21 protein-coding genes are annotated in these 19,456 nt (G+C 59.4%); all 21 read left to right on the forward strand.

The window, feature by feature from the left end; all coding sequences use genetic code 11:
• The first annotated feature begins 168 nt into the window (after window positions 1-168).
• The 21 genes from trmJ to D8U18_RS22475 all read left to right on the forward strand — a co-directional run bounded on the left by trmJ (window position 169) and on the right by D8U18_RS22475 (window position 19,149).
• The gene (trmJ, locus tag D8U18_RS22375) at window positions 169-939 is read left to right on the forward strand and encodes a tRNA (cytosine(32)/uridine(32)-2'-O)-methyltransferase TrmJ (protein WP_130905816.1); all 771 of its coding nucleotides are present in this window, start codon (window positions 169-171) and stop codon (window positions 937-939) included.
• Between the two features lie 2 nt (window positions 940-941).
• Complete coding sequence (gene cysE, locus D8U18_RS22380) at window positions 942-1,718, forward strand: serine O-acetyltransferase (protein ID WP_007998676.1); 777 nt, start codon at window positions 942-944, stop codon at window positions 1,716-1,718.
• A 264-nt stretch (window positions 1,719-1,982) separates the two neighbouring features.
• On the forward strand, window positions 1,983-2,474 hold the full coding sequence (gene iscR / locus D8U18_RS22385; RefSeq protein ID WP_003227911.1) for a Fe-S cluster assembly transcriptional regulator IscR: 492 nt from the start codon (window positions 1,983-1,985) through the stop codon (window positions 2,472-2,474).
• Between the two features lie 50 nt (window positions 2,475-2,524).
• On the forward strand, window positions 2,525-3,739 hold the full coding sequence (locus tag D8U18_RS22390) for an IscS subfamily cysteine desulfurase (RefSeq protein WP_131108424.1): 1,215 nt from the start codon (window positions 2,525-2,527) through the stop codon (window positions 3,737-3,739).
• Between the two features lie 83 nt (window positions 3,740-3,822).
• Window positions 3,823-4,209 carry a Fe-S cluster assembly scaffold IscU gene (gene iscU, locus D8U18_RS22395; protein WP_056721266.1) on the forward strand — a complete coding sequence of 129 codons (387 nt, stop codon included), beginning with the start codon at window positions 3,823-3,825 and terminating at the stop codon, window positions 4,207-4,209.
• Window positions 4,210-4,243: 34 nt separating this feature from the next.
• Window positions 4,244-4,567, forward strand: coding sequence for an iron-sulfur cluster assembly protein IscA (iscA, locus tag D8U18_RS22400; RefSeq protein WP_003227904.1), 324 nt, complete (start codon window positions 4,244-4,246; stop codon window positions 4,565-4,567).
• 8 nt (window positions 4,568-4,575) lie between these two features.
• Window positions 4,576-5,097, forward strand: coding sequence for a co-chaperone HscB (gene hscB, locus D8U18_RS22405; RefSeq protein WP_056855162.1), 522 nt, complete (start codon window positions 4,576-4,578; stop codon window positions 5,095-5,097).
• Between the two features lie 51 nt (window positions 5,098-5,148).
• Entirely contained in the window at window positions 5,149-7,011 is a 1,863-nt protein-coding gene (hscA, locus tag D8U18_RS22410; RefSeq protein WP_131108426.1) for a Fe-S protein assembly chaperone HscA, read from the forward strand.
• Window positions 7,012-7,013: 2 nt separating this feature from the next.
• Entirely contained in the window at window positions 7,014-7,355 is a 342-nt protein-coding gene (gene fdx / locus D8U18_RS22415) for an ISC system 2Fe-2S type ferredoxin (protein ID WP_020795601.1), read from the forward strand.
• 14 nt (window positions 7,356-7,369) lie between these two features.
• Window positions 7,370-7,570 carry a Fe-S cluster assembly protein IscX gene (iscX, locus tag D8U18_RS22420; protein WP_017123703.1) on the forward strand — a complete coding sequence of 67 codons (201 nt, stop codon included), beginning with the start codon at window positions 7,370-7,372 and terminating at the stop codon, window positions 7,568-7,570.
• 88 nt (window positions 7,571-7,658) lie between these two features.
• Window positions 7,659-8,084 carry a nucleoside-diphosphate kinase gene (ndk, locus tag D8U18_RS22425; protein WP_039765715.1) on the forward strand — a complete coding sequence of 142 codons (426 nt, stop codon included), beginning with the start codon at window positions 7,659-7,661 and terminating at the stop codon, window positions 8,082-8,084.
• Between the two features lie 29 nt (window positions 8,085-8,113).
• Window positions 8,114-9,256 (forward strand): 23S rRNA (adenine(2503)-C(2))-methyltransferase RlmN, encoded by a 1,143-nt coding sequence (gene rlmN / locus D8U18_RS22430; protein ID WP_056855164.1) that lies wholly within the window; start codon window positions 8,114-8,116, stop codon window positions 9,254-9,256.
• 16 nt (window positions 9,257-9,272) lie between these two features.
• Window positions 9,273-10,031 (forward strand): type IV pilus biogenesis/stability protein PilW, encoded by a 759-nt coding sequence (gene pilW, locus D8U18_RS22435; protein ID WP_056855165.1) that lies wholly within the window; start codon window positions 9,273-9,275, stop codon window positions 10,029-10,031.
• Window positions 10,031-11,068 carry a RodZ family helix-turn-helix domain-containing protein gene (locus D8U18_RS22440; protein ID WP_131108428.1) on the forward strand — a complete coding sequence of 346 codons (1,038 nt, stop codon included), beginning with the start codon at window positions 10,031-10,033 and terminating at the stop codon, window positions 11,066-11,068. The genes pilW and D8U18_RS22440 overlap by 1 nt, the downstream gene beginning before the upstream one ends.
• Window positions 11,069-11,071: 3 nt before the next feature.
• The gene (gene ispG / locus D8U18_RS22445) at window positions 11,072-12,181 is read left to right on the forward strand and encodes a flavodoxin-dependent (E)-4-hydroxy-3-methylbut-2-enyl-diphosphate synthase (protein ID WP_003185136.1); all 1,110 of its coding nucleotides are present in this window, start codon (window positions 11,072-11,074) and stop codon (window positions 12,179-12,181) included.
• A gap of 22 nt (window positions 12,182-12,203) precedes the next feature.
• Window positions 12,204-13,493, forward strand: coding sequence for a histidine--tRNA ligase (gene hisS / locus D8U18_RS22450; protein WP_130908169.1), 1,290 nt, complete (start codon window positions 12,204-12,206; stop codon window positions 13,491-13,493).
• 42 nt (window positions 13,494-13,535) lie between these two features.
• A complete protein-coding gene (locus D8U18_RS22455) occupies window positions 13,536-14,177 on the forward strand; it encodes a tetratricopeptide repeat protein (protein ID WP_056855168.1) in 642 nt (213 codons plus the stop codon).
• Window positions 14,170-15,321, forward strand: coding sequence for an outer membrane protein assembly factor BamB (gene bamB, locus D8U18_RS22460; protein ID WP_056855169.1), 1,152 nt, complete (start codon window positions 14,170-14,172; stop codon window positions 15,319-15,321). The genes D8U18_RS22455 and bamB overlap by 8 nt, the downstream gene beginning before the upstream one ends.
• Window positions 15,322-15,460: 139 nt before the next feature.
• Window positions 15,461-16,930 carry a ribosome biogenesis GTPase Der gene (gene der / locus D8U18_RS22465; RefSeq protein ID WP_056855170.1) on the forward strand — a complete coding sequence of 490 codons (1,470 nt, stop codon included), beginning with the start codon at window positions 15,461-15,463 and terminating at the stop codon, window positions 16,928-16,930.
• 291 nt (window positions 16,931-17,221) lie between these two features.
• On the forward strand, window positions 17,222-18,370 hold the full coding sequence (locus D8U18_RS22470; protein ID WP_131108430.1) for a pyridoxal phosphate-dependent aminotransferase: 1,149 nt from the start codon (window positions 17,222-17,224) through the stop codon (window positions 18,368-18,370).
• The gene (locus D8U18_RS22475) at window positions 18,358-19,149 is read left to right on the forward strand and encodes an amidohydrolase (RefSeq protein WP_131108432.1); all 792 of its coding nucleotides are present in this window, start codon (window positions 18,358-18,360) and stop codon (window positions 19,147-19,149) included. The genes D8U18_RS22470 and D8U18_RS22475 overlap by 13 nt, the downstream gene beginning before the upstream one ends.
• The last annotated feature ends 307 nt before the right edge of the window (window positions 19,150-19,456 follow it).

Below are 19,456 nucleotides of genomic sequence, written 5' to 3' on the forward strand. Positions count from 1 at the left end.
CGATATTCAGCATGGGCTGCATGGATGTGTCACCTAAGGTTGTTAAAGAAAGCCGGGCATTCTATCAGAAAGTTTCTACAGGAGAAGGACGACGTTCGCTTTCATGGCTTAACGGTAGGATGAGCTGTAAGATTCTGCTCCCGATTATTGTGTTCGAGAGCGCCTCCCTTGCTGCAAAACATTCGTGTCGTCCTGGTCAATACCAGCCATCCGGGCAATATCGGCGGGGCTGCGCGTGCCATGAAGAACATGGGCCTGTCGCGGCTGGTGCTGGTCGAGCCTCGTCTGTTCCCGCATCACGAAGCCGACGCCCGTGCTTCCGGTGCCGGTGACATCCTTGAAAACGCGCAAGTCGTCGCCACTTTGGAAGATGCCCTGGTCGGCTGCAATCTGGTGCTGGGCACCAGCGCCCGTGATCGTCGGATTCCATGGCCGCTGCTCGATCCCCGCGAATGTGGGGCGAAAGTGGTCGAGGAAGCCGGGCAGGGCGCGGAAATCGCCCTGGTGTTCGGGCGTGAAGATTCCGGCCTGACCAACGAAGAGCTGCAGCGATGTCATTATCACGTGCACATCCCCTCAGACCCTGAGTTCAGTTCGCTGAACCTTGGGGCGGCGGTGCAGGTGTTGAGTTATGAAGTGCGCATGGCCTGGCTGGCCGCGCAAGGTCAGCCGACCAAGGTCGAGAAGGAAGAAGTGGCTTCCGTCAAAAGCGCCGAGCTGGCAACGATGGATGAGCTTGAGCGGTTCTATGAGCACCTGGAACAAACCCTGGTGAGCATCGAGTTTCTCGACCCGGAAAAGCCACGGCACTTGATGGCGCGCCTGCGCCGGTTGTACGGTCGCAGCTCGGTTAGCCGGGCGGAAATGAATATTTTGCGTGGCATCCTCACGGAAACCCAGAAAGCGGCCCGTGGTGAGCTTCTTAAGCGGAAGGATTAATGATGTTCGAGCGTTTGCGTGAAGATATCCAGAGTGTTTTCCATCGTGACCCGGCGGCGCGTAACGCTTTTGAAGTCCTGACGTGCTACCCCGGCATGCATGCGATCTGGATTCACCGTTTGTCGGCAATGCTGTGGCGTGCGGACCTGAAATGGCTGGCGCGGCTGGTGTCGAACTTCGGTCGCTGGTTGACCGGGATCGAGATTCATCCGGGTGCCAAGGTCGGGCGTCGCTTCTTCATTGACCACGGCATGGGCATCGTCATTGGCGAAACCGCTGAGATTGGCGATGACGTGACCATTTATCAGGGTGTGACCCTCGGTGGTACCAGCTGGAACAAAGGCAAGCGCCACCCGACGCTGGGTGATGGTGTCGTTGTCGGCGCCGGCGCCAAGGTGCTTGGCCCGTTCACTGTCGGTGCCGGTGCAAAGGTCGGCTCCAACGCCGTGGTGACCAAAGAGGTTCCACCGGGCGCTACGGTGGTGGGTATTCCGGGGCGAATCATCGTCAAACCCGACGAAGAACAGGACGCCAAGCGCAAGGCCATGGCCGAGAAAATCGGCTTCGATGCCTACGGCGTGACCGAAGACATGCCGGACCCGGTGGCTCGCGCCATCAATCAGTTGCTCGATCACCTGCAGGCAGTCGACGGTCGTCTGGAGGGCATGTGCGGGGCGTTGAAGGATCTGGGCAGCAATTACTGTGCGAAAGATCTGCCTGAACTGCGCGAAGAAGACTTCGCCTGTGTGAAGGACAAGGATCAGAGTCAGGCCAGCTGAACCGAGTCAATTTCATCGCGGGCAAACCCGCTCCCACAAGGTCTCCGGTGAGGCGCCGATTGTGTGAGCGCCCACAATCCCTGTGGGAGCGGGCTTGCCCGCGATGAACGATAACGCGCAATTGCTGGCTGTAACCGGTCAGCCTTTGCTATGATGCGGCCGCTCTTTTGCGGGTAAACCTGACTAAAGTACTAGGTCTTATAGTTGACTTAAATACTCGGGAATTGCATACTCGCCCCATTCCGAACTCCGTGGTAAACGTCCATGCGACTGACTACAAAAGGCCGATACGCCGTGACCGCCATGCTCGATCTGGCGTTGCACGCGCAGCACGGGCCCGTGTCCCTGGCCGATATCTCCGAGCGCCAAGGCATCTCCCTGTCCTACCTCGAACAGCTGTTTGCCAAGTTGCGCCGCAGCAATCTGGTGTCCAGTGTCCGCGGTCCGGGCGGTGGCTACCAATTGTCCCGCGACATGCAGGGCATCCAGGTCGCCCAGGTGATCGATGCGGTGAACGAATCGGTCGATGCAACCAAATGCCAGGGCCAGGGTGATTGCCATTCCGGTGACACTTGCCTGACTCATCACTTGTGGTGCGACCTGAGCCTGCAGATCCACGAATTTCTGAGCGGTATCAGCTTGGCTGACCTTGTGACTCGCCGTGAGGTGCAAGAAGTAGCCCAGCGTCAGGATCAACGCCGTTGCAACAGCAAGGCGCCACGCCTGGACAAGATTGAAGCGTCCGCCGTCGAATGACAGCCACAGAGCTAACGGCACGCCAGCCAGCCTGATTTAGGAGATAGTCCATGAAATTGCCGATTTACCTTGATTACTCTGCGACTACCCCGGTTGATCCGCGTGTCGCGCAAAAGATGAGTGAATGCCTGCTGGTCGACGGAAACTTCGGTAACCCGGCGTCCCGTTCCCACGTGTTCGGCTGGAAAGCTGAAGAGTCCGTCGAAAACGCCCGTCGTCAGGTGGCCGACCTGGTCAACGCCGACCCGCGTGAAATCGTCTGGACCTCTGGCGCCACTGAATCCGACAACCTGGCAATCAAGGGTGCGGCACATTTCTACGCCACCAAAGGCAAGCACCTGATCACCACCAAGATTGAGCACAAGGCTGTCCTCGACACCATGCGCCAACTGGAGCGTGAAGGCTTCGAAGTCACCTACATCGAGCCTCGCACCGATGGCCTGGTCACGCCTGAGATGATCGAAGCCGAACTGCGTGACGACACCATCCTGGTGTCGGTCATGCACGTGAACAACGAAATCGGCACCATCAACGACATCGCAGCGATCGGCGAACTGCTCCGTTCCAAGGGCATCCTGTTCCACGTCGACGCCGCTCAGTCCACCGGCAAGGTCGAAATCGACCTGCAGAAACTGAAAGTCGACATGATGTCGTTCTCCGCCCACAAGACCTACGGTCCTAAAGGCATCGGCGCCCTGTACGTAAGCCGCAAGCCGCGTGTTCGCATCGAAGCGACCATGCACGGCGGCGGTCACGAGCGCGGCATGCGTTCCGGCACCCTGGCGACCCACCAGATCGTCGGCATGGGCGAAGCCTTCCGCGTCGCCAAGGAAGACATGGCGACCGAGAACGTGCGCATCAAGGCCTTGAGCGACCGTTTCTACAAGCAGGTCGAGCATCTGGAAGAGCTGTACGTCAACGGCAGCCTGACTGCCCGCGTTCCGCACAACCTGAACCTGAGCTTCAACTACGTTGAAGGCGAGTCGCTGATCATGGCGCTCAAGGATCTGGCGGTTTCGTCCGGTTCGGCCTGCACCTCGGCATCGCTGGAGCCTTCGTACGTACTGCGCGCCCTGGGCCGCAACGACGAACTGGCACACAGTTCGATCCGCTTCACCTTCGGCCGCTTCACCACCGAAGAAGAAATCGATTACGCCGCGCAGAAAGTTTGCGAGGCCGTTACCAAGCTGCGCGCTCTGTCGCCGCTGTGGGACATGTACAAAGACGGTGTCGACATTTCGAAAATCGAGTGGGCGGCACACTGATTTCAAGTCGCCGCGAACCGGCCCCGCGAACTTCGGTTACGGGGCTCAAAGAGCGACTCTCTGATGAGTGAGGATTAAGAATCATGGCTTACAGCGAAAAGGTCATCGACCACTACGAAAACCCGCGCAACGTCGGCAAGATGGACGCGCAGGATCCTGATGTCGGCACCGGCATGGTCGGCGCGCCGGCTTGCGGCGACGTCATGCGCCTGCAGATCAAGGTCAACGACGCCGGCATCATCGAAGATGCCAAGTTCAAGACCTATGGCTGCGGTTCGGCTATCGCTTCCAGCTCCCTCGCCACCGAGTGGATGAAAGGCAAGACCCTGGACGAAGCAGAAACCATCAAGAACACTCAGCTGGCTGAAGAACTGGCTCTGCCGCCAGTGAAAATTCACTGCTCCGTACTCGCTGAAGACGCTATCAAAGCGGCCGTTCGCGACTACAAGCAGAAGAAAGGCTTGATCTGATTTTCGAGTTTTGGCGACGAGTAAGGAGTCACCGATGGCTATCAGCATGACAGAAGCGGCTGCTCGACACGTGCGGCGCTCCCTCGACGGGCGCGGCAAAGGTGAAGGGATTCGTCTGGGTGTTCGCACCACAGGCTGTTCCGGCCTTGCCTACGTGCTGGAGTTTGTCGACGAGGTGGTTGCAGAGGACCAGGTGTTCGAAAGTCACGGCGAAAAAGTGATCATCGACCCGAAAAGCCTGGCCTACCTGGACGGCACCGAGCTCGATTTCGTCAAGGAAGGGTTGAACGAAGGCTTCAAGTTCAACAACCCCAACGTACGCGGTGAATGTGGCTGCGGCGAAAGCTTCAACATCTGAGGCTTGTCGTGGGTACTCCTTGTCACTTCGCTTTATTTGAGCTGCAACCGAGTTTCGATCTGGACCTCGATCAGCTGGCTACGCGCTACCGTGAGTTGGCGCGCAGCGTTCATCCGGACCGTTTCGCTGATGCTTCCGAGCGTGAGCAGCGGCTGGCGCTAGAGCAATCCGCGAGCCTCAACGAGGCCTACCAGACGCTCAAGAATCCGCCCAAGCGCGCGCGTTACCTGCTCGCCTTGAATGGTGGCGAGCTGCCGCTGGAGGTCACGGTGCATGATCCGGAGTTTCTTCTGCAACAGATGGAGTTGCGTGAAGAGCTCGAAGACCTGCAGGACAGCGCCGACCTCAATGGGGTTGCCGTCTTCAAGCGTCGCCTGAAAGCTGCCCAGGATGAACTGAACCAACGCTTCTCGGCTTGCTGGAACGATGCCGCGCAACGTGAACAGGCCGAACGCCTGATGCGGCGCATGCAGTTCCTCGACAAGCTCACCTACGAAGTGCGCCAGCTGGAAGAGCGCCTCGACGATTAACCCAGTGCCGCTCCGGTCGCACGCCTGATATACAGATAAGTCCTGATAACGATGGCCCTACTGCAGATCGCCGAACCCGGCCAAAGTCCTCAACCGCACCAGCGTCGTCTGGCTGTGGGGATCGACTTGGGCACTACCAATTCGCTGGTCGCTGCATTGCGCAGTGGTCTTTCCGAGCCGCTTGCCGACGCAGACGGGCGGGTCATCCTTCCGTCTGCCGTGCGCTATCACGCTGATCGCGTCGAAGTGGGCGAGTCCGCCAAACTGGCGGCCGCTACCGATCCCCTGAACACTGTGCTGTCGGTCAAGCGCTTGATGGGTCGTGGTCTGTCCGACGTCAAGCAATTGGGCGACCAGCTGCCGTACCGCTTTGTCGGCGGCGAGTCGCACATGCCGTTCATCGACACGATCCAGGGCCCGAAAAGCCCGGTCGAAGTCTCCGCCGATATCCTCAAGGTCCTGCGTCAGCGCGCTGAAGCGACCCTCGGTGGCGAACTGGTAGGCGCGGTGATCACCGTTCCGGCCTATTTCGACGATGCGCAGCGTCAAGCGACCAAGGATGCGGCCAAGCTGGCCGGTCTGAACGTGCTGCGTTTGCTCAACGAGCCGACCGCAGCCGCTGTGGCTTACGGCCTGGATCAGCATGCCGAAGGCCTGGTCGCCATTTACGACCTGGGCGGCGGTACCTTCGATATTTCGATTCTGCGCCTGACCGGCGGTGTTTTCGAAGTGCTGGCCACTGGCGGCGACAGTGCCCTGGGCGGCGATGACTTCGACCATGCCATCGCTGGCTGGATCATCGAGAGCGCCGGCTTGTCCGCCGATCTCGATCCGGGCGCGCAACGCAATTTGCTGCAAACCGCCTGTGCCGCAAAAGAAGCGCTGACCGGTGCTGTGGCTGTCGAAGTCGCGTATGGCGACTGGAAAGCCGAGCTGACCCGCGAAGCGTTCAATGCGCTGATCGAGCCGATGGTTGCACGCAGTCTGAAAGCCTGCCGCCGCGCTGTTCGCGATTCCGGTATCGAACTGGAAGACGTGCATGCCGTGGTCATGGTCGGTGGTTCGACTCGCGTTCCCCGCGTTCGCGAAGCGGTCGCCGAAGCCTTCGGTCGCCAACCTCTGACTGAAATCGACCCGGATCAAGTGGTAGCCATTGGTGCTGCGATCCAGGCCGATACCCTGGCCGGCAACAAGCGTGACGGCGGCGAATTGCTGCTGCTGGACGTGATTCCGTTGTCCCTGGGGCTGGAAACCATGGGCGGCCTGATGGAGAAGGTGATTCCACGCAATACCACCATCCCCGTCGCTCGTGCGCAGGACTTCACCACTTATAAAGACGGCCAGTCGGCCATGGCGATCCACGTGTTGCAGGGCGAGCGCGAGCTGATCAGCGACTGCCGCTCCCTGGCACGCTTCGAGCTGCGCGGTATTCCAGCGATGGTTGCCGGTGCAGCGAAGATTCGCGTGACTTTCCAGGTCGATGCCGACGGTCTGCTCAGTGTCTCGGCTCGCGAGCTGGGTTCGGGCGTTGAGGCGAGCATCCAGGTCAAGCCGTCCTACGGTCTGACCGACGGCGAAATCGCCAAAATGCTCAAGGACTCGTTCCAGCACGCCAATGACGACAAGGTTGCCCGCGTGCTGCGTGAGCAGCAGGTCGATGCCCAGCGCCTGATCGAAGCGGTGCAGGCGGCTCTGGAAGCTGACGGCGAGCGTTTGCTCGACGCTGAAGAGCGCATGGTCATCGATGCGCAGGTGCAGGAACTGACTGAACTGATGAAAGGTACCGATGGTTATGCCATCGAGCAGCAGACCAAGCGTCTGTCGCAAGTGACCGATGCCTTTGCTGCCCGCCGCCTGGACTCGACGGTGAAAGCCGCGCTGGCGGGGCGCAACCTGAATGAGATTGAGGAATAACGATGCCGCAGGTCATTTTTCTGCCACACGAGAAGTTCTGCCCTGAAGGCATGGTAGTCGAGGCCGAACCCGGCATCTCGATTCTCGAACTGGCCCACGAGCACCACATCGAGATGGAAAGCGCTTGCGGTGGCGTTTGCGCCTGCACCACCTGCCACTGCATCATCCGCGAGGGTTTCGACTCGCTGGAAGAGGCCGATGAGCTGGAAGAAGACTACCTCGACAAGGCCTGGGGTCTTGAGCGTGAGTCCCGCCTGGGGTGCCAGGCCAAGGTCGGTACCGAAGACCTGACCGTCGAAATTCCGAAATACTCGCTCAACCACGCAGCCGAAGCGCCGCATTGATTCAAGGAATTGTCATGAGTCTCAAGTGGACTGATGTGCTGGAAATCGCCATCCAGCTGGCTGAAAGCAAGCCCGATGTGGACCCTATGTCGGTCAACTTCGTCGATCTGCGCAAATGGGTGATGGAATTGCCCGAGTTCGACGACAAGCCTGAGCATTGTGGCGAGAAGATCCTGGAGGCCATTCAGGCCCACTGGATCGAAGAACGCGACTGAGCCACGCTGCAGGTTAGGCAATACCCAAGAACCCGCGTATAATTCGCGGGTTTAATTTTTCGCAAATTACCGTTTCTGGAGTTACACCATGGCTGTTCAACGTACTTTCTCCATCATCAAGCCTGACGCCGTTGCTAAAAACGTGATCGGCAAGATCACCACTCGCTTCGAAGACGCTGGCCTGCGCGTTGTAGCTTCGAAACTGAAGCAACTGTCCAAAGCCGAAGCCGAAGGCTTCTACGCTGAGCACAGCGCTCGTGGTTTCTTCGGTGACCTGGTTGCCTTCATGACTTCCGGTCCGGTTGTCGTTCAGGTTCTGGAAGGCGAAAACGCTATCGCTCGCAACCGTGAGCTGATGGGCGCTACCAACCCTAAAGAAGCAGCTCCTGGCACCATCCGTGCTGACTTCGCTGAATCGATCGACGCCAACGCTGTTCACGGTTCGGACTCCGAAGCCGCTGCTGCTCGCGAAATCGCATACTTCTTCGCAGCTACTGAAGTAACCACTCGCTAAGCATTGGCTTAAAGAGTGAAGGTGAATCCATGACTACATCGACTGTAAAAACCAACCTGCTGGGGCTGACTCAACAGGAAATGGAAAAATTCTTCGACTCGATCGGGGAGAAGCGTTTCCGTGCCGGTCAGGTAATGAAATGGATTCACCACTTTGGCGTCGATGATTTCGACGCCATGACGAACGTCAGCAAGGCCTTGCGCGAAAAGCTCAAGGCTGTTGCTGAGGTCCGTGGTCCGGAAGTGGTCAGCGAGGACATCTCCAGCGACGGCACCCGTAAGTGGGTGGTGCGCGTGGCGTCCGGCAGCTGCGTCGAGACCGTGTACATTCCCCAGGGCAAGCGCGGCACCTTGTGCGTTTCGTCCCAGGCAGGCTGTGCCCTGGATTGCAGTTTCTGCTCCACCGGCAAGCAAGGCTTCAACAGCAACCTCACCGCCGCCGAAGTCATCGGCCAGGTGTGGATTGCCAACAAATCCTTTGGCAGCGTCCCGGCGACCGTCGACCGTGCCATCACCAACGTGGTGATGATGGGCATGGGTGAGCCGCTGCTGAACTTCGACAACGTCATCGCTGCCATGCACCTGATGATGGATGACCTGGGCTACGGCATTTCCAAGCGCCGCGTGACCCTGTCGACCTCCGGCGTGGTGCCGATGATCGATGAGCTGTCCAAGCACATCGACGTCTCCCTGGCGTTGTCCCTGCACGCACCGAATGACGCATTGCGTAACCAATTGGTGCCGATCAACAAGAAATATCCGCTTAAGATGCTCCTCGAGTCGTGCCAGCGCTACATGTCGTCCCTGGGCGAGAAGCGCGTGCTGACCATCGAGTACACCTTGCTCAAGGACGTCAACGACAAGGTCGAGCACGCGGTCGAGATGATCGAGTTGCTGAAGAACATTCCGTGCAAGATCAACCTGATCCCGTTCAACCCGTTCCCGCATTCCGGGTACGAGCGGCCGAGCAACAACGCTATCCGCCGGTTCCAGGATCAGCTTCATCATGCCGGCTTCAATGTCACCGTCCGCACCACCCGTGGTGAAGACATCGACGCCGCCTGTGGTCAGTTGGTAGGGCAGGTGCTGGATCGCACCCGTCGCAGCGAACGTTATATCGCCGTGCGTGAACTCAGCGCCGACAACGATATGGCGCAGAACGCCGCGAAATAACCAAGAGAGGATCTCTATGTCCCTGCGCTTTGCGCTGCTTTTGCTGTTGGCCAGCCTGTGTGCTGGCTGCGTGCTTTCGGGCGATTACAACCCGATGAAGACCAGCAAAGGCCGTGATGAAGCGCGGGCCGCCTATGTGCAACTGGGCATTGGTTACCTGCAGCAAGGCATGACCGAGCGCGCCAAGGTCCCGTTGAAAAAAGCGCTGGAACTCGACAGCGCCGACCCTGATGCCAATGCTGCGCTGGGGCTGGTGTTTCAGGCCGAAATGGAGCCCGAGCTGGCCGACGAGCATTTTCGCAAAGCGCTGTCTTCTCGTCCCGCCGACGCACGAATCCTCAATAATTACGGCAGCTTTCTGTTCGAGCAAAAACGCTATAAAGAAGCGTACGAGCGCTTCGAGCAGGCCGCCGCCGATACCCTGTATCCTGAGCGTTCGCGAGTGTTCGAGAACCTGGGCATGACGGCTTCAATGCTCGGCCAGCGTGAGTTGGCCCAGCAGCAACTGGAAAAAGCCTTGCGTTTGAACCGCCAACAACCACGCGCATTGCTGGAAATGGCTGAGTTGTCTTACGAAGACAGGCATTATGTGCCCGCGCGTGACTATTACGACCGTTTTAGCCAGCTCACAGAGCAAAATGCACGTAGTCTATTGCTCGGCGTTCGGCTGGCAAAAGTGTTTGAAGATCGCGACAAGGCAGCCAGTTATGGCCTGCAATTAAAACGACTCTATCCCGGTACACCGGAATATCAGCAATACCTGTCGGAGCAATGATGAAAGCGGCGCATCCCGAAGTTGTAGCAGCGAATCGCGTTAACCCCGGTGAGACCTTGCGCCAGGCCCGCGAAAGCAATGGCTGGTCGCTGGCCGAAGTGGCCCTCAAGCTCAACCTCACCGTGACATCCCTGAGCAATCTTGAAGCCGGCGCTTTCGACAAGCTGCCGGGGCATACCTTCGCTCGCGGCTATATTCGCGCCTATGCCAAATTGCTCGGCATGGACCAGGCCGTTCTGGTTCAGCAATTCGACCAATCCACCGGTACCGACTCCCAAGGCAGCAGCGTACATAGCCTGGGTCGAATCGAAGAGCCGGTGCGGGTTTCCCATACCATTTTACGCATCGTCAGCCTGTTGTTGCTGGTGGCGGTGATTGGCGGTGGTTTTGTCTGGTGGCAGGATCAAACCTCGCTGCGCACCAAGGACCTGATCGGCCTCACTCCGGAACACGTTGAAGTCGAAGGCGCCGATGGCACCACCCAGATTCATCCGCTGGATGAGCCGGAAGACCAGGCTGTGGCGCAAGGTCAGGCCGAAGGCGAGACTGCTCTGGCATTGCCGCAGGCCGAAACCTCGGCTGAGGTGCCGGCTGAAACCCCGGCAACCGCACCCGCTGCTCCGACTGCTACAACGCCTGCCGCGCCTGCGCATAATGCCGCCCCGGTTGTCGCCACACCGGCCACACCGGCCACGCCAGCCCCTGCCGTCCCTGTCGTTCCAGCGCCGGTCGTGACTGCCCCGGTCGTGCCGAGCACGCCAGCACCCGCCCCGGTGGCTGCGGCTCCTGTTGCCGGTCAAGGCCAGGTGCAAATTCAGTTCACGGCTGATTGCTGGACGCAAGTGACCGACGGTGGCGGTAAAGTGCTGTTCAGTGGTCTCAAGCGTAAAGGCGACAATGTTTCCGTCAGCGGCAAACCGCCGTTCGCTGTACGTCTGGGTTATGCCCGTGGCGCGCAGGTCAATTACAACGGTCAGGCGGTTGATGTTGCTCCGTTCACCAGTGGCGAGACTGCTCGCCTGAAGTTGGGTCAATAAGTCATGCACGGCGAATCTCCAATCAAACGTCGCGAATCGCGCAAGATCTGGGTCGGTAACGTTCCTGTTGGCGGCGATGCGCCCATCGCTGTGCAGAGCATGACCAACAGCGATACCAACGATGTCGCGGCCACCGTTGCCCAGATCAATCGTCTGGAAGCGGCCGGTGTCGACATCGTGCGGGTTTCCGTCCCGGACATGGACGCTGCCGAAGCGTTCGGCAAGATCAAGCAACTGGTCAAAGTGCCGTTGGTTGCCGACATCCACTTCGATTACCGGATTGCATTGCGCGTAGCCGAACTCGGTGTCGACTGCCTGCGAATCAACCCGGGCAACATCGGTCGTGAAGACCGCGTGCGCGCGGTGGTCGATGCCGCCCGTGATCGCGGGATTCCGATCCGCATCGGCGTCAATGCCGGTTCCCTGGAAAAAGACCTGCAAAAGAAATACGGCGAACCGACCCCGGCTGCACTGGTCGAATCGGCCTTGCGCCACGTCGAGCACCTTGAACGCCTGAACTTCCAGGACTTCAAGGTCAGCGTGAAAGCCTCCGACGTGTTCATGGCTGTCGAAGCCTACCGCTTGCTGGCCAAGGAAATCGTTCAGCCGCTGCACCTGGGCATCACCGAAGCCGGTGGTTTGCGCTCCGGCACAGTGAAATCTGCCGTGGGCCTCGGTATGCTGCTCGCCGAAGGGATTGGCGATACTATCCGCATCTCGTTGGCGGCCGACCCGGTCGAGGAAGTGAAGGTCGGCTACGACATTCTCAAATCCCTGCACCTGCGTTCCCGTGGCATCAACTTCATCGCCTGCCCGAGCTGCTCGCGGCAGAACTTTGATGTGGTCAAGACCATGAACGAGCTGGAAGGGCGTCTCGAAGACTTGCTGGTGCCGCTGGATGTCGCGGTCATCGGATGCGTGGTCAACGGTCCGGGTGAAGCCAAGGAAGCCCATATCGGCTTGACTGGCGGCACGCCAAACCTGATCTACATCGACGGCAAGCCGTCGCAGAAACTGACGAATGACAATCTGGTGGATGAGCTTGAACGCTTGATCCGCCAGAAAGCGGCCGAAAAGGTCGAAGCTGACGCTGCCGTTATTGCGCGCGGCTGACGAACGAATTTAAGGATTTATAGTGAGCAAGTCTCTGCAAGCCATTCGTGGCATGAACGACATCCTGCCCGAACAGACACCCCTGTGGCGTCATTTCGAAGGCACCGTTTCGCGTTTGCTGGATAACTACGGTTACAAGCAGATCCGCATGCCGATCGTCGAGTTCACCGAGCTGTTCAAGCGCTCCATCGGTGAAGTGACCGACATCGTCGAAAAAGAGATGTACACCTTCGACGACCGTAACGGCGATTCCCTGACTCTGCGTCCTGAAGGCACGGCAGCGTGCGTGCGTGCAGTGCTCGAGCACGGTATCACTGGCGGTGGCCAGGTACAGAAACTCTGGTACATCGGCCCGATGTTCCGCCACGAGCGTCCGCAGAAAGGCCGTTATCGCCAGTTCCACCAGATCGGTGTCGAAGTGTTCAACCTCGACGGTCCGGACATCGATGCCGAGCTGATCGTGCTGACCTGGCGCCTGTGGGGTGAACTGGGCATCCGTGATGCGGTCAAGCTCGAACTCAACAGCCTGGGCACCAGCGAGTCCCGTGGTCGTTATCGCGAAGCACTGGTCGAGTTCCTGTCCGGGCATCTGGACAAGCTGGACGAAGACAGCCAGCGCCGCCTGAAGACCAATCCGCTGCGGGTCCTGGACACCAAGAACGCCGACACACAGGCGATTCTGGTCGATGCGCCGAAGATGGCCGACTACCTCGACGATGAGTCCCGCGTGCACTTCGAGGGCCTCAAGGCTCGCCTGGACGCCGCCGGCATTCCTTATGTGATCAACCCGAAGCTGGTTCGCGGGCTGGACTACTACAGCAAGACCGTTTTCGAATGGGTCACCGACAAACTCGGCGCCCAGGGCACCGTGTGTGCCGGTGGTCGTTACGACGGCCTGGTCGAGCAGATGGGCGGCAAGCCTACTGCCGGCGTCGGTTTCGCCATGGGCATCGAGCGTCTGGTGCTGTTGCTGGAAACCCTGGAGCAGATCCCGGCTGAGATCGCCCGTCAGGTCGACGTCTACCTCTGCGCCTTCGGCGAAGAAGCCGAACTGGCCGGCCTGGCCCTGGCAGAACGTGTGCGCGATCAATTACCCAACCTGCGTCTGCAAGTGAATGCTGGCGCCGGCAGTTTCAAAAGCCAGTTCAAGAAAGCCGACAAGAGCGGTGCGCTGTATGCATTGATCCTCGGCGACGACGAGATGGCCCAGCAAGTGGTAGGTTTCAAACCCCTGCGTGGCCAGGGCGAACAACAAAGCATTGCCTGGGATGCGCTTGCGGATCACCTGGCCACCTGCGTCGTGCAGGGTTGAAGCTGTCTTAAACAGCCGAATTAGCGATTAAGGAGTATTGGGGTGTCGAGTACCGAAGACGAAAATTTGGCGGATTTGAAGGATTGGTGGTCACGCAACGGCAAGCCCCTGGTCACTGGTGGCCTGTTGGCGCTGGTCATCGTGTTCGGCTGGCAGGCGTTCCAGAAGTATCAGAGCAACCAGTCGCAAGGCGCCTCGATGCTCTATCAGCAATTGCTGGAAACCACGCTGACGCCTGACGGCAAGCCTGATGCGGCGCGTGTTTCCGATCTGGCCGGCAAGCTCAACAGCGAATTCGCCGGCAGCGCCTACGCGCAGTACGGCAGCCTGTTCGTGGCGAAAGTCGCGGTCGACAGCGGCAAGCTCGATGACGCAGCCAGCGAACTGAAAGCCATTGTTGCCAAGCCTGCCAACCCGGCGCTGGGCGAAATCGCCCGTCAACGCCTGGCCCAGGTGCTGGCCGCGCAGAACAAGGTCGATGAAGCCCTGAAACTGCTCGAAGGCGATGCCGACAAAGCGTTCCTGGCCACTCGCGAAGAACTCAAGGGCGACCTGCTGGTGCAGTTGGGTCGTACCGATGAAGCACACGCGGCGTATCAAAAAGCCAAGGCGGCACTGTCGGATGAAGCGGCGGTCGGTGGCCTACAAATCAAGCTGGACGACCTGGCCAAAGGGGATGCGTGACGTGATCCGTTGGAAACATGCAGCATTGCTGGCCCTGGCCATTCTGGCCGCGGGTTGCAGCAGCAACAGCAAGAAAGAATTGCCACCGGCCGAGTTGACTGACTTCAAAGAAGAAGTGGTCCTGCAGAAACAGTGGAGTCGTTCGATCGGTGACGGTCAGGGCGAAACCTACAACATGCTGGTACCAGCAGTCGAAGGCGATACCATCTATGCCGCCGACGTCACCGGTGTGGTGATGGCACTGGATCGCAGCAACGGCGACGTCAAGTGGAAGAAAGATCTCGAACTGCCTGTTTCCGGCGCCGTTGGTGTAGGTTACGGTCTGCTGACGATTGGTACGACCAAGGGTGAAATCGTTGCCCTCGACGCCATCAACGGCGAAGAGAAGTGGCGCGCTCGCGTGTCCAGCGAAGTCCTTGCACCACCTGCCAACAACGGCGACGTTGTGGTGGTTCAGACCCAGGATGATCGTCTGATCGGTCTGGATGCCGCGACCGGCAACCAGCGCTGGTTGTATGACAGCACACCTGCGGTGCTGACCCTGCGTGGCACCAGTGCGCCGATCGTAACCAACCGCCTCGCGGTGGCTGGCCTGTCGACCGGTAAAGTGGTTGCTCTGGATATTTCCAACGGCGTGCCGGTGTGGGAACAGCGTGTAGCGGTCCCGCAAGGTCGTTCGGAACTGGAGCGTGTTGTCGACATCGACGGCGGCTTGCTGCTGTCCGGCGGTACTTTGTATGTCGCCAGCTACCAGGGTCGCGTTGCGGCACTGGACCTGGAAAGCGGTCGTCAGCTCTGGCAGCGTGATGCTTCCAGCTATGCCGGTGTCGCCCAGGGTTTCGGTACCGTGTATGTGAGCCTGTCTTCGGGCACCGTTGAAGGCGTCGACGAGCGTTCCACCACCGCATTGTGGAGCAACGACTCGCTGGCCCGCCGTCAACTGTCGGCTCCGGAAGTGTTCTCCAGCTACGTTGCAGTCGGTGACCTGGAAGGTTACCTGCACTTGCTGAGTCAGGTGGACGGTCGTTTCGTCGGCCGCGAGCGCATCGACAGCGACGGCCTTCGCGCTCGTCCGCTGGTGGTGGGTGACACGATTTATGTATATGGCAACAGCGGCAAACTGGAAGCCCTGACCATTAAGTAAAGGTTTGACTATGCTTGGGGTTAATCCCCAAGCGGCCCCGTTTTGCGGGGCTCGCAGCGCTTACAGGCGCTGCCCCGAGCACCAGCCGCTGCCTCGCAGCGGCTTTTGTATTTTCTGAAATAACGAAGTGGAGAGCCGCATGGTTCCCGTAATCGCCCTGGTGGGCCGACCGAACGTCGGCAAGTCCACCTTGTTCAACCGCCTGACCAGGACTCGCGACGCCATCGTCGGCGACTTGTCCGGTCTGACCCGTGATCGCCAGTACGGTGAGGCCAAGTGGCAAGGGCGTTCCTACATTCTGGTCGACACCGGCGGTATCTCCGGTGACGAGCACGGTATGGACGAAAAAATGGCCGAGCAGTCGCTGCTGGCCATTGAAGAAGCGGATGTTGTTCTGTTCCTGGTAGATGCCAAGGCCGGTTTCACCGCCGCCGACCAGATGATCGCCGAGCATTTGCGCAAACGTAACAAGCGTTCCTACGTGGTTGCCAACAAGGTCGACAACATCGACCCTGAAATGGCCCGCGCCGAATTCGCCCCGCTGGGCATGGGCCACGCGATCCCGATCGCCGGTGCTCATGGCCGTGGCATCACCCAGATGCTGGAAATCGCCCTGAGCGACTTCCCGAAAGACGAAGAAGAGCCGGAAGAAGGCGAGGAAGAGATCGTTGCCGAAGGCGAGGAAGCCAAGCGCATTCCTGGCCCAAGCGAAAAAGACGGAATCAAGATCGCCATCATCGGCCGTCCGAACGTCGGCAAGTCGACCCTGGTCAACCGCATGCTCGGTGAAGACCGGGTCATCGTCTACGACCAGCCCGGCACCACCCGTGACAGCATCTACATCCCGTTCGAGCGTAACGACGAGAAGTACACACTGATCGACACCGCCGGTGTGCGCAAGCGCGGCAAGATCCACGAAGAAGTCGAAAAGTTCTCCGTGGTCAAAACCCTGCAAGCGATCAAAGACGCCAACGTGGTGATCTTCGTGATGGACGCCCGCGAAGGCGTGGTCGATCACGACCTCAATCTGCTGGGCTTCGCCATTGAGTCGGGTCGTGCACTGGTTATCGCGATCAACAAGTGGGACGGCATGACGCCGAGCGAGCGCGACTTCGTGAAGGTCGAGCTGCAGCGTCGCCTGTTCTTCGTTGACTATGCCGACATCCACTTCATTTCGGCACTGCACGGCACGGGCGTGGGCAACCTCTACGCATCCGTACAGAATTCGTTCAAGTCCGCAGTCACCCGCTGGCCAACCAACCGCCTGACCCAGATTCTGGAAGATGCAGTTGGCGAGCACGCGCCGCCGATGGTCAACAACCGCCGGATCAAGCTGCGCTATGCGCACTTGGGTGGTGCCAACCCGCCGATCATCGTGATCCACGGTAACCAGATCGAGAAAGTACCGAAGTCGTATGTGCGCTATCTGGAGAACACTTACCGCCGTGTCCTGAAACTGGTCGGTACGCCGATCCGTATCGAGTTCAAGGGCGGCGAGAACCCGTACGAAGGCAACAAGAACTCGCTCACCGACCGCCAGGTCAACAAGAAGCGTCGCTTGATGTCGCACCACAAGAAGGCCGACAAGAAACGCCGCGACAAGCGTTGATTCAAGCCAGCCCACACATATGTGTGTGGGCACTCTGTGGCGAGGGAGCTTGCTCCCGCTCGGCTGCGCAGCAGTCGCAAAAACAGTCGATGCGTTTAATCTGATCATTCTCGGTTGCTGATCTTGGGACCGCTTCGCGGTCCAGCGGGAGCCAGCTCCCTCGCCACAGGTTTGGTGGTGATCAATTGAAGAAGGGCGTCTTTAAGGCGCCCTTTTTCATGCCTGCCGTTTGGGCTATCCTCGGGCTCTCCCGCGCCGTCGTAGAGCCGGGTGTAGAGCAGGGAATCACCGATGATCACCAGCAAGCTGCCGAATGTCGGCATCACTATCTTCACTCAGATGTCTCAGCTCGCGGCGCAAACCGGGGCCATCAATCTGTCCCAGGGTTTCCCTGATTTCGCTGCCCCGCAGGCCCTGTGCGATGCAGTCGGGCGTCACGTTGCCAATGGGCATAACCAGTATTCACCGATGACCGGGCTGCCGGCACTGCGTCAGCAAGTGGCGGCGAAGATTGCTCGCAGTTATGGCGTGCATGTCGATGCCGACAACGAAGTGACCATCACTCCTGGTGCTACCCAAGCGATCTTCTGCGCGATTCAGGCCGTTATCCACAGCGGCGACGAAGTGATCGTTTTCGATCCGTGCTACGACAGTTACGAGCCGTCGGTGGAGCTGGCCGGTGGTCGTTGCGTGCATGTGCAGCTCGGGCTGAATGACTTCTCTATCGATTTCCAGAAACTGGCTGAAGCCATTACGCCGCGCACGCGGATGATTGTGCTGAACAGCCCGCACAACCCGAGCGGCGCGTTGATCAACCGTGCCGAGCTGGATCAGCTGGCGAATTTGATCCGTGATCGCGATATCTATCTGGTCAGCGACGAAGTCTATGAACACTTGGTGTTTGACGGCGTACCCCACGTCAGTGTGCTCAATCATGAAGAGCTGTATCAACGTGCGTTTGTGGTCAGCTCGTTCGGCAAGACCTACCACGTTACCGGCTGGAAAACCGGCTATGTAGTCGCGCCACCGGCGCTGACGGCGGAGCTTCGCAAGGTTCACCAATACGTGAGTTTCTGCGGTGTGACGCCGCTGCAGTACGCATTGGCTGATTTCATGGCCGAGCAGCCGCAACACGTCGAAGAGCTTCCGGCGTTCTATCAGGCCAAGCGCGACCTGTTCTGCGATCTGCTTTCGCCGTCGCGCTTCAGTTTCACCCGGGTAGCCGGCACCTATTTCCAGTTGGTTGATTACTCGCAGATTCGTCCGGATCTCAATGATGTCGAGATGGCGTTGTGGATGACCCGAGAGCATGGCGTGGCGAGTATTCCGATCTCGGTGTTCTACCAAACGCCCCCCGTCGGCCAACGCCTGGTGCGGCTATGTTTTGCCAAACGCGAGGAGACCCTGCTTGAAGCAGCGGAAAAACTATGCGTGATCTGAGTGCTCTGCCGAATCTGACCGTCGCGCTGATCCAGACGACGTTGGCTTGGCATGATCGCCAGGCCAACCTGGAGCATTTCGAGCGATTGCTGGAGCAGGCCCGCGGAGCTGACTTGATCATCCTGCCGGAAATGTTCACTACCGGTTTCTCCATGGAATCGCAAACCTTGGCCGAGCCGGAAAATGGCCCGACCAGCAAGTGGCTACGAACTCAGGCGGCGAAGCTAGAGGCGGTTATCACCGGCAGCGTGATCGTGCAGGCGGCCGATGGCAGCCACCGCAATCGTCTGTTGTGGGCGCGGCCGGACGGTGAAGTGTTGCATTACGACAAGCGCCACCTGTTCCGCATGGCCGGTGAGCACAACCACTACACGCCGGGTGAGCGTCAGGTGCAGTTCGAGCTCAAGGGCTGGCGCGTGCGGCCGCTGATTTGCTATGACCTGCGCTTCCCGGTGTGGAGCCGCGATGCTCAGGATACTGACCTGCTGCTCTACACCGCCAACTGGCCGGGGGCACGTCGTCAGCACTGGAATCGGTTGTTGCCGGCACGGGCGATCGAGAACCTGTGCTATGTGGCGGCGGTTAATCGCATCGGCATCGATGGCAAGGGTTTCGCGTATACCGGCGACAGTCAGGTGCTGGATTTCCAGGGCGAGACGTTGCTCAGTGCGGGGGAGGCGGATGGGGTGTTCACGGTAGTGCTGGATGCGGCGGGACTGGCGGCGTATCGGCAGCGGTTTCCGGCGAATCTGGATGCGGACACTTTCGAGTTCACCTGATATTGACAGATCGTTCCCACGCTCCACGTGGGAATGCAGCCTTGGACGCTCTGCGTCCCATTTCTGCAGCCGGAACGCGGAGCGTCCCTTGAAGCATTCCCACGCAGAGCGTGGGAACGATCAACAACCCCCGGTACCTTTCGATCGTACCCACGCTCCGCGTGGGAACGCAGCCCGGGACGCTCTGCGTCCCATCTCCGCAGCTGGAGCGCGAAGCGTTCCTTGAGGCATTCCCACGCAGAGCGTGGGAACGATCAACAACCCCCGGTACCTTTCGATCGTACCCACGCTCCGCGTGGGAACGCAG

The organism is Pseudomonas sp. Sample_10, assembly GCF_004321495.1.
GTDB lineage: Bacteria > Pseudomonadota > Gammaproteobacteria > Pseudomonadales > Pseudomonadaceae > Aquipseudomonas.

Excerpts from the sequence above, each read along its gene's own strand:
- der (WP_056855170.1), top strand. The coding sequence starts at position 15,461 with ATGGTTCCCGTAATCGCCCTGGTGGGCCGACCGAACGTCGGCAAGTCC.
- ispG (WP_003185136.1), top strand. The coding sequence starts at position 11,072 with ATGCACGGCGAATCTCCAATCAAACGTCGCGAATCGCGCAAGATCTGG.
- ndk (WP_039765715.1), top strand. The coding sequence starts at position 7,659 with ATGGCTGTTCAACGTACTTTCTCCATCATCAAGCCTGACGCCGTTGCT.
- iscU (WP_056721266.1), top strand. The coding sequence starts at position 3,823 with ATGGCTTACAGCGAAAAGGTCATCGACCACTACGAAAACCCGCGCAAC.
- hscA (WP_131108426.1), top strand. The coding sequence starts at position 5,149 with ATGGCCCTACTGCAGATCGCCGAACCCGGCCAAAGTCCTCAACCGCAC.
- rlmN (WP_056855164.1), top strand. The coding sequence starts at position 8,114 with ATGACTACATCGACTGTAAAAACCAACCTGCTGGGGCTGACTCAACAG.
- iscA (WP_003227904.1), top strand. The coding sequence starts at position 4,244 with ATGGCTATCAGCATGACAGAAGCGGCTGCTCGACACGTGCGGCGCTCC.
- D8U18_RS22475 (WP_131108432.1), top strand. The coding sequence starts at position 18,358 with ATGCGTGATCTGAGTGCTCTGCCGAATCTGACCGTCGCGCTGATCCAG.
- D8U18_RS22390 (WP_131108424.1), top strand. The coding sequence starts at position 2,525 with ATGAAATTGCCGATTTACCTTGATTACTCTGCGACTACCCCGGTTGAT.
- bamB (WP_056855169.1), top strand. The coding sequence starts at position 14,170 with ATGCGTGACGTGATCCGTTGGAAACATGCAGCATTGCTGGCCCTGGCC.
- pilW (WP_056855165.1), top strand. The coding sequence starts at position 9,273 with ATGTCCCTGCGCTTTGCGCTGCTTTTGCTGTTGGCCAGCCTGTGTGCT.
- cysE (WP_007998676.1), top strand. The coding sequence starts at position 942 with ATGTTCGAGCGTTTGCGTGAAGATATCCAGAGTGTTTTCCATCGTGAC.
- fdx (WP_020795601.1), top strand. The coding sequence starts at position 7,014 with ATGCCGCAGGTCATTTTTCTGCCACACGAGAAGTTCTGCCCTGAAGGC.
- D8U18_RS22470 (WP_131108430.1), top strand. The coding sequence starts at position 17,222 with ATGATCACCAGCAAGCTGCCGAATGTCGGCATCACTATCTTCACTCAG.
- iscX (WP_017123703.1), top strand. The coding sequence starts at position 7,370 with ATGAGTCTCAAGTGGACTGATGTGCTGGAAATCGCCATCCAGCTGGCT.
- iscR (WP_003227911.1), top strand. The coding sequence starts at position 1,983 with ATGCGACTGACTACAAAAGGCCGATACGCCGTGACCGCCATGCTCGAT.
- D8U18_RS22440 (WP_131108428.1), top strand. The coding sequence starts at position 10,031 with ATGAAAGCGGCGCATCCCGAAGTTGTAGCAGCGAATCGCGTTAACCCC.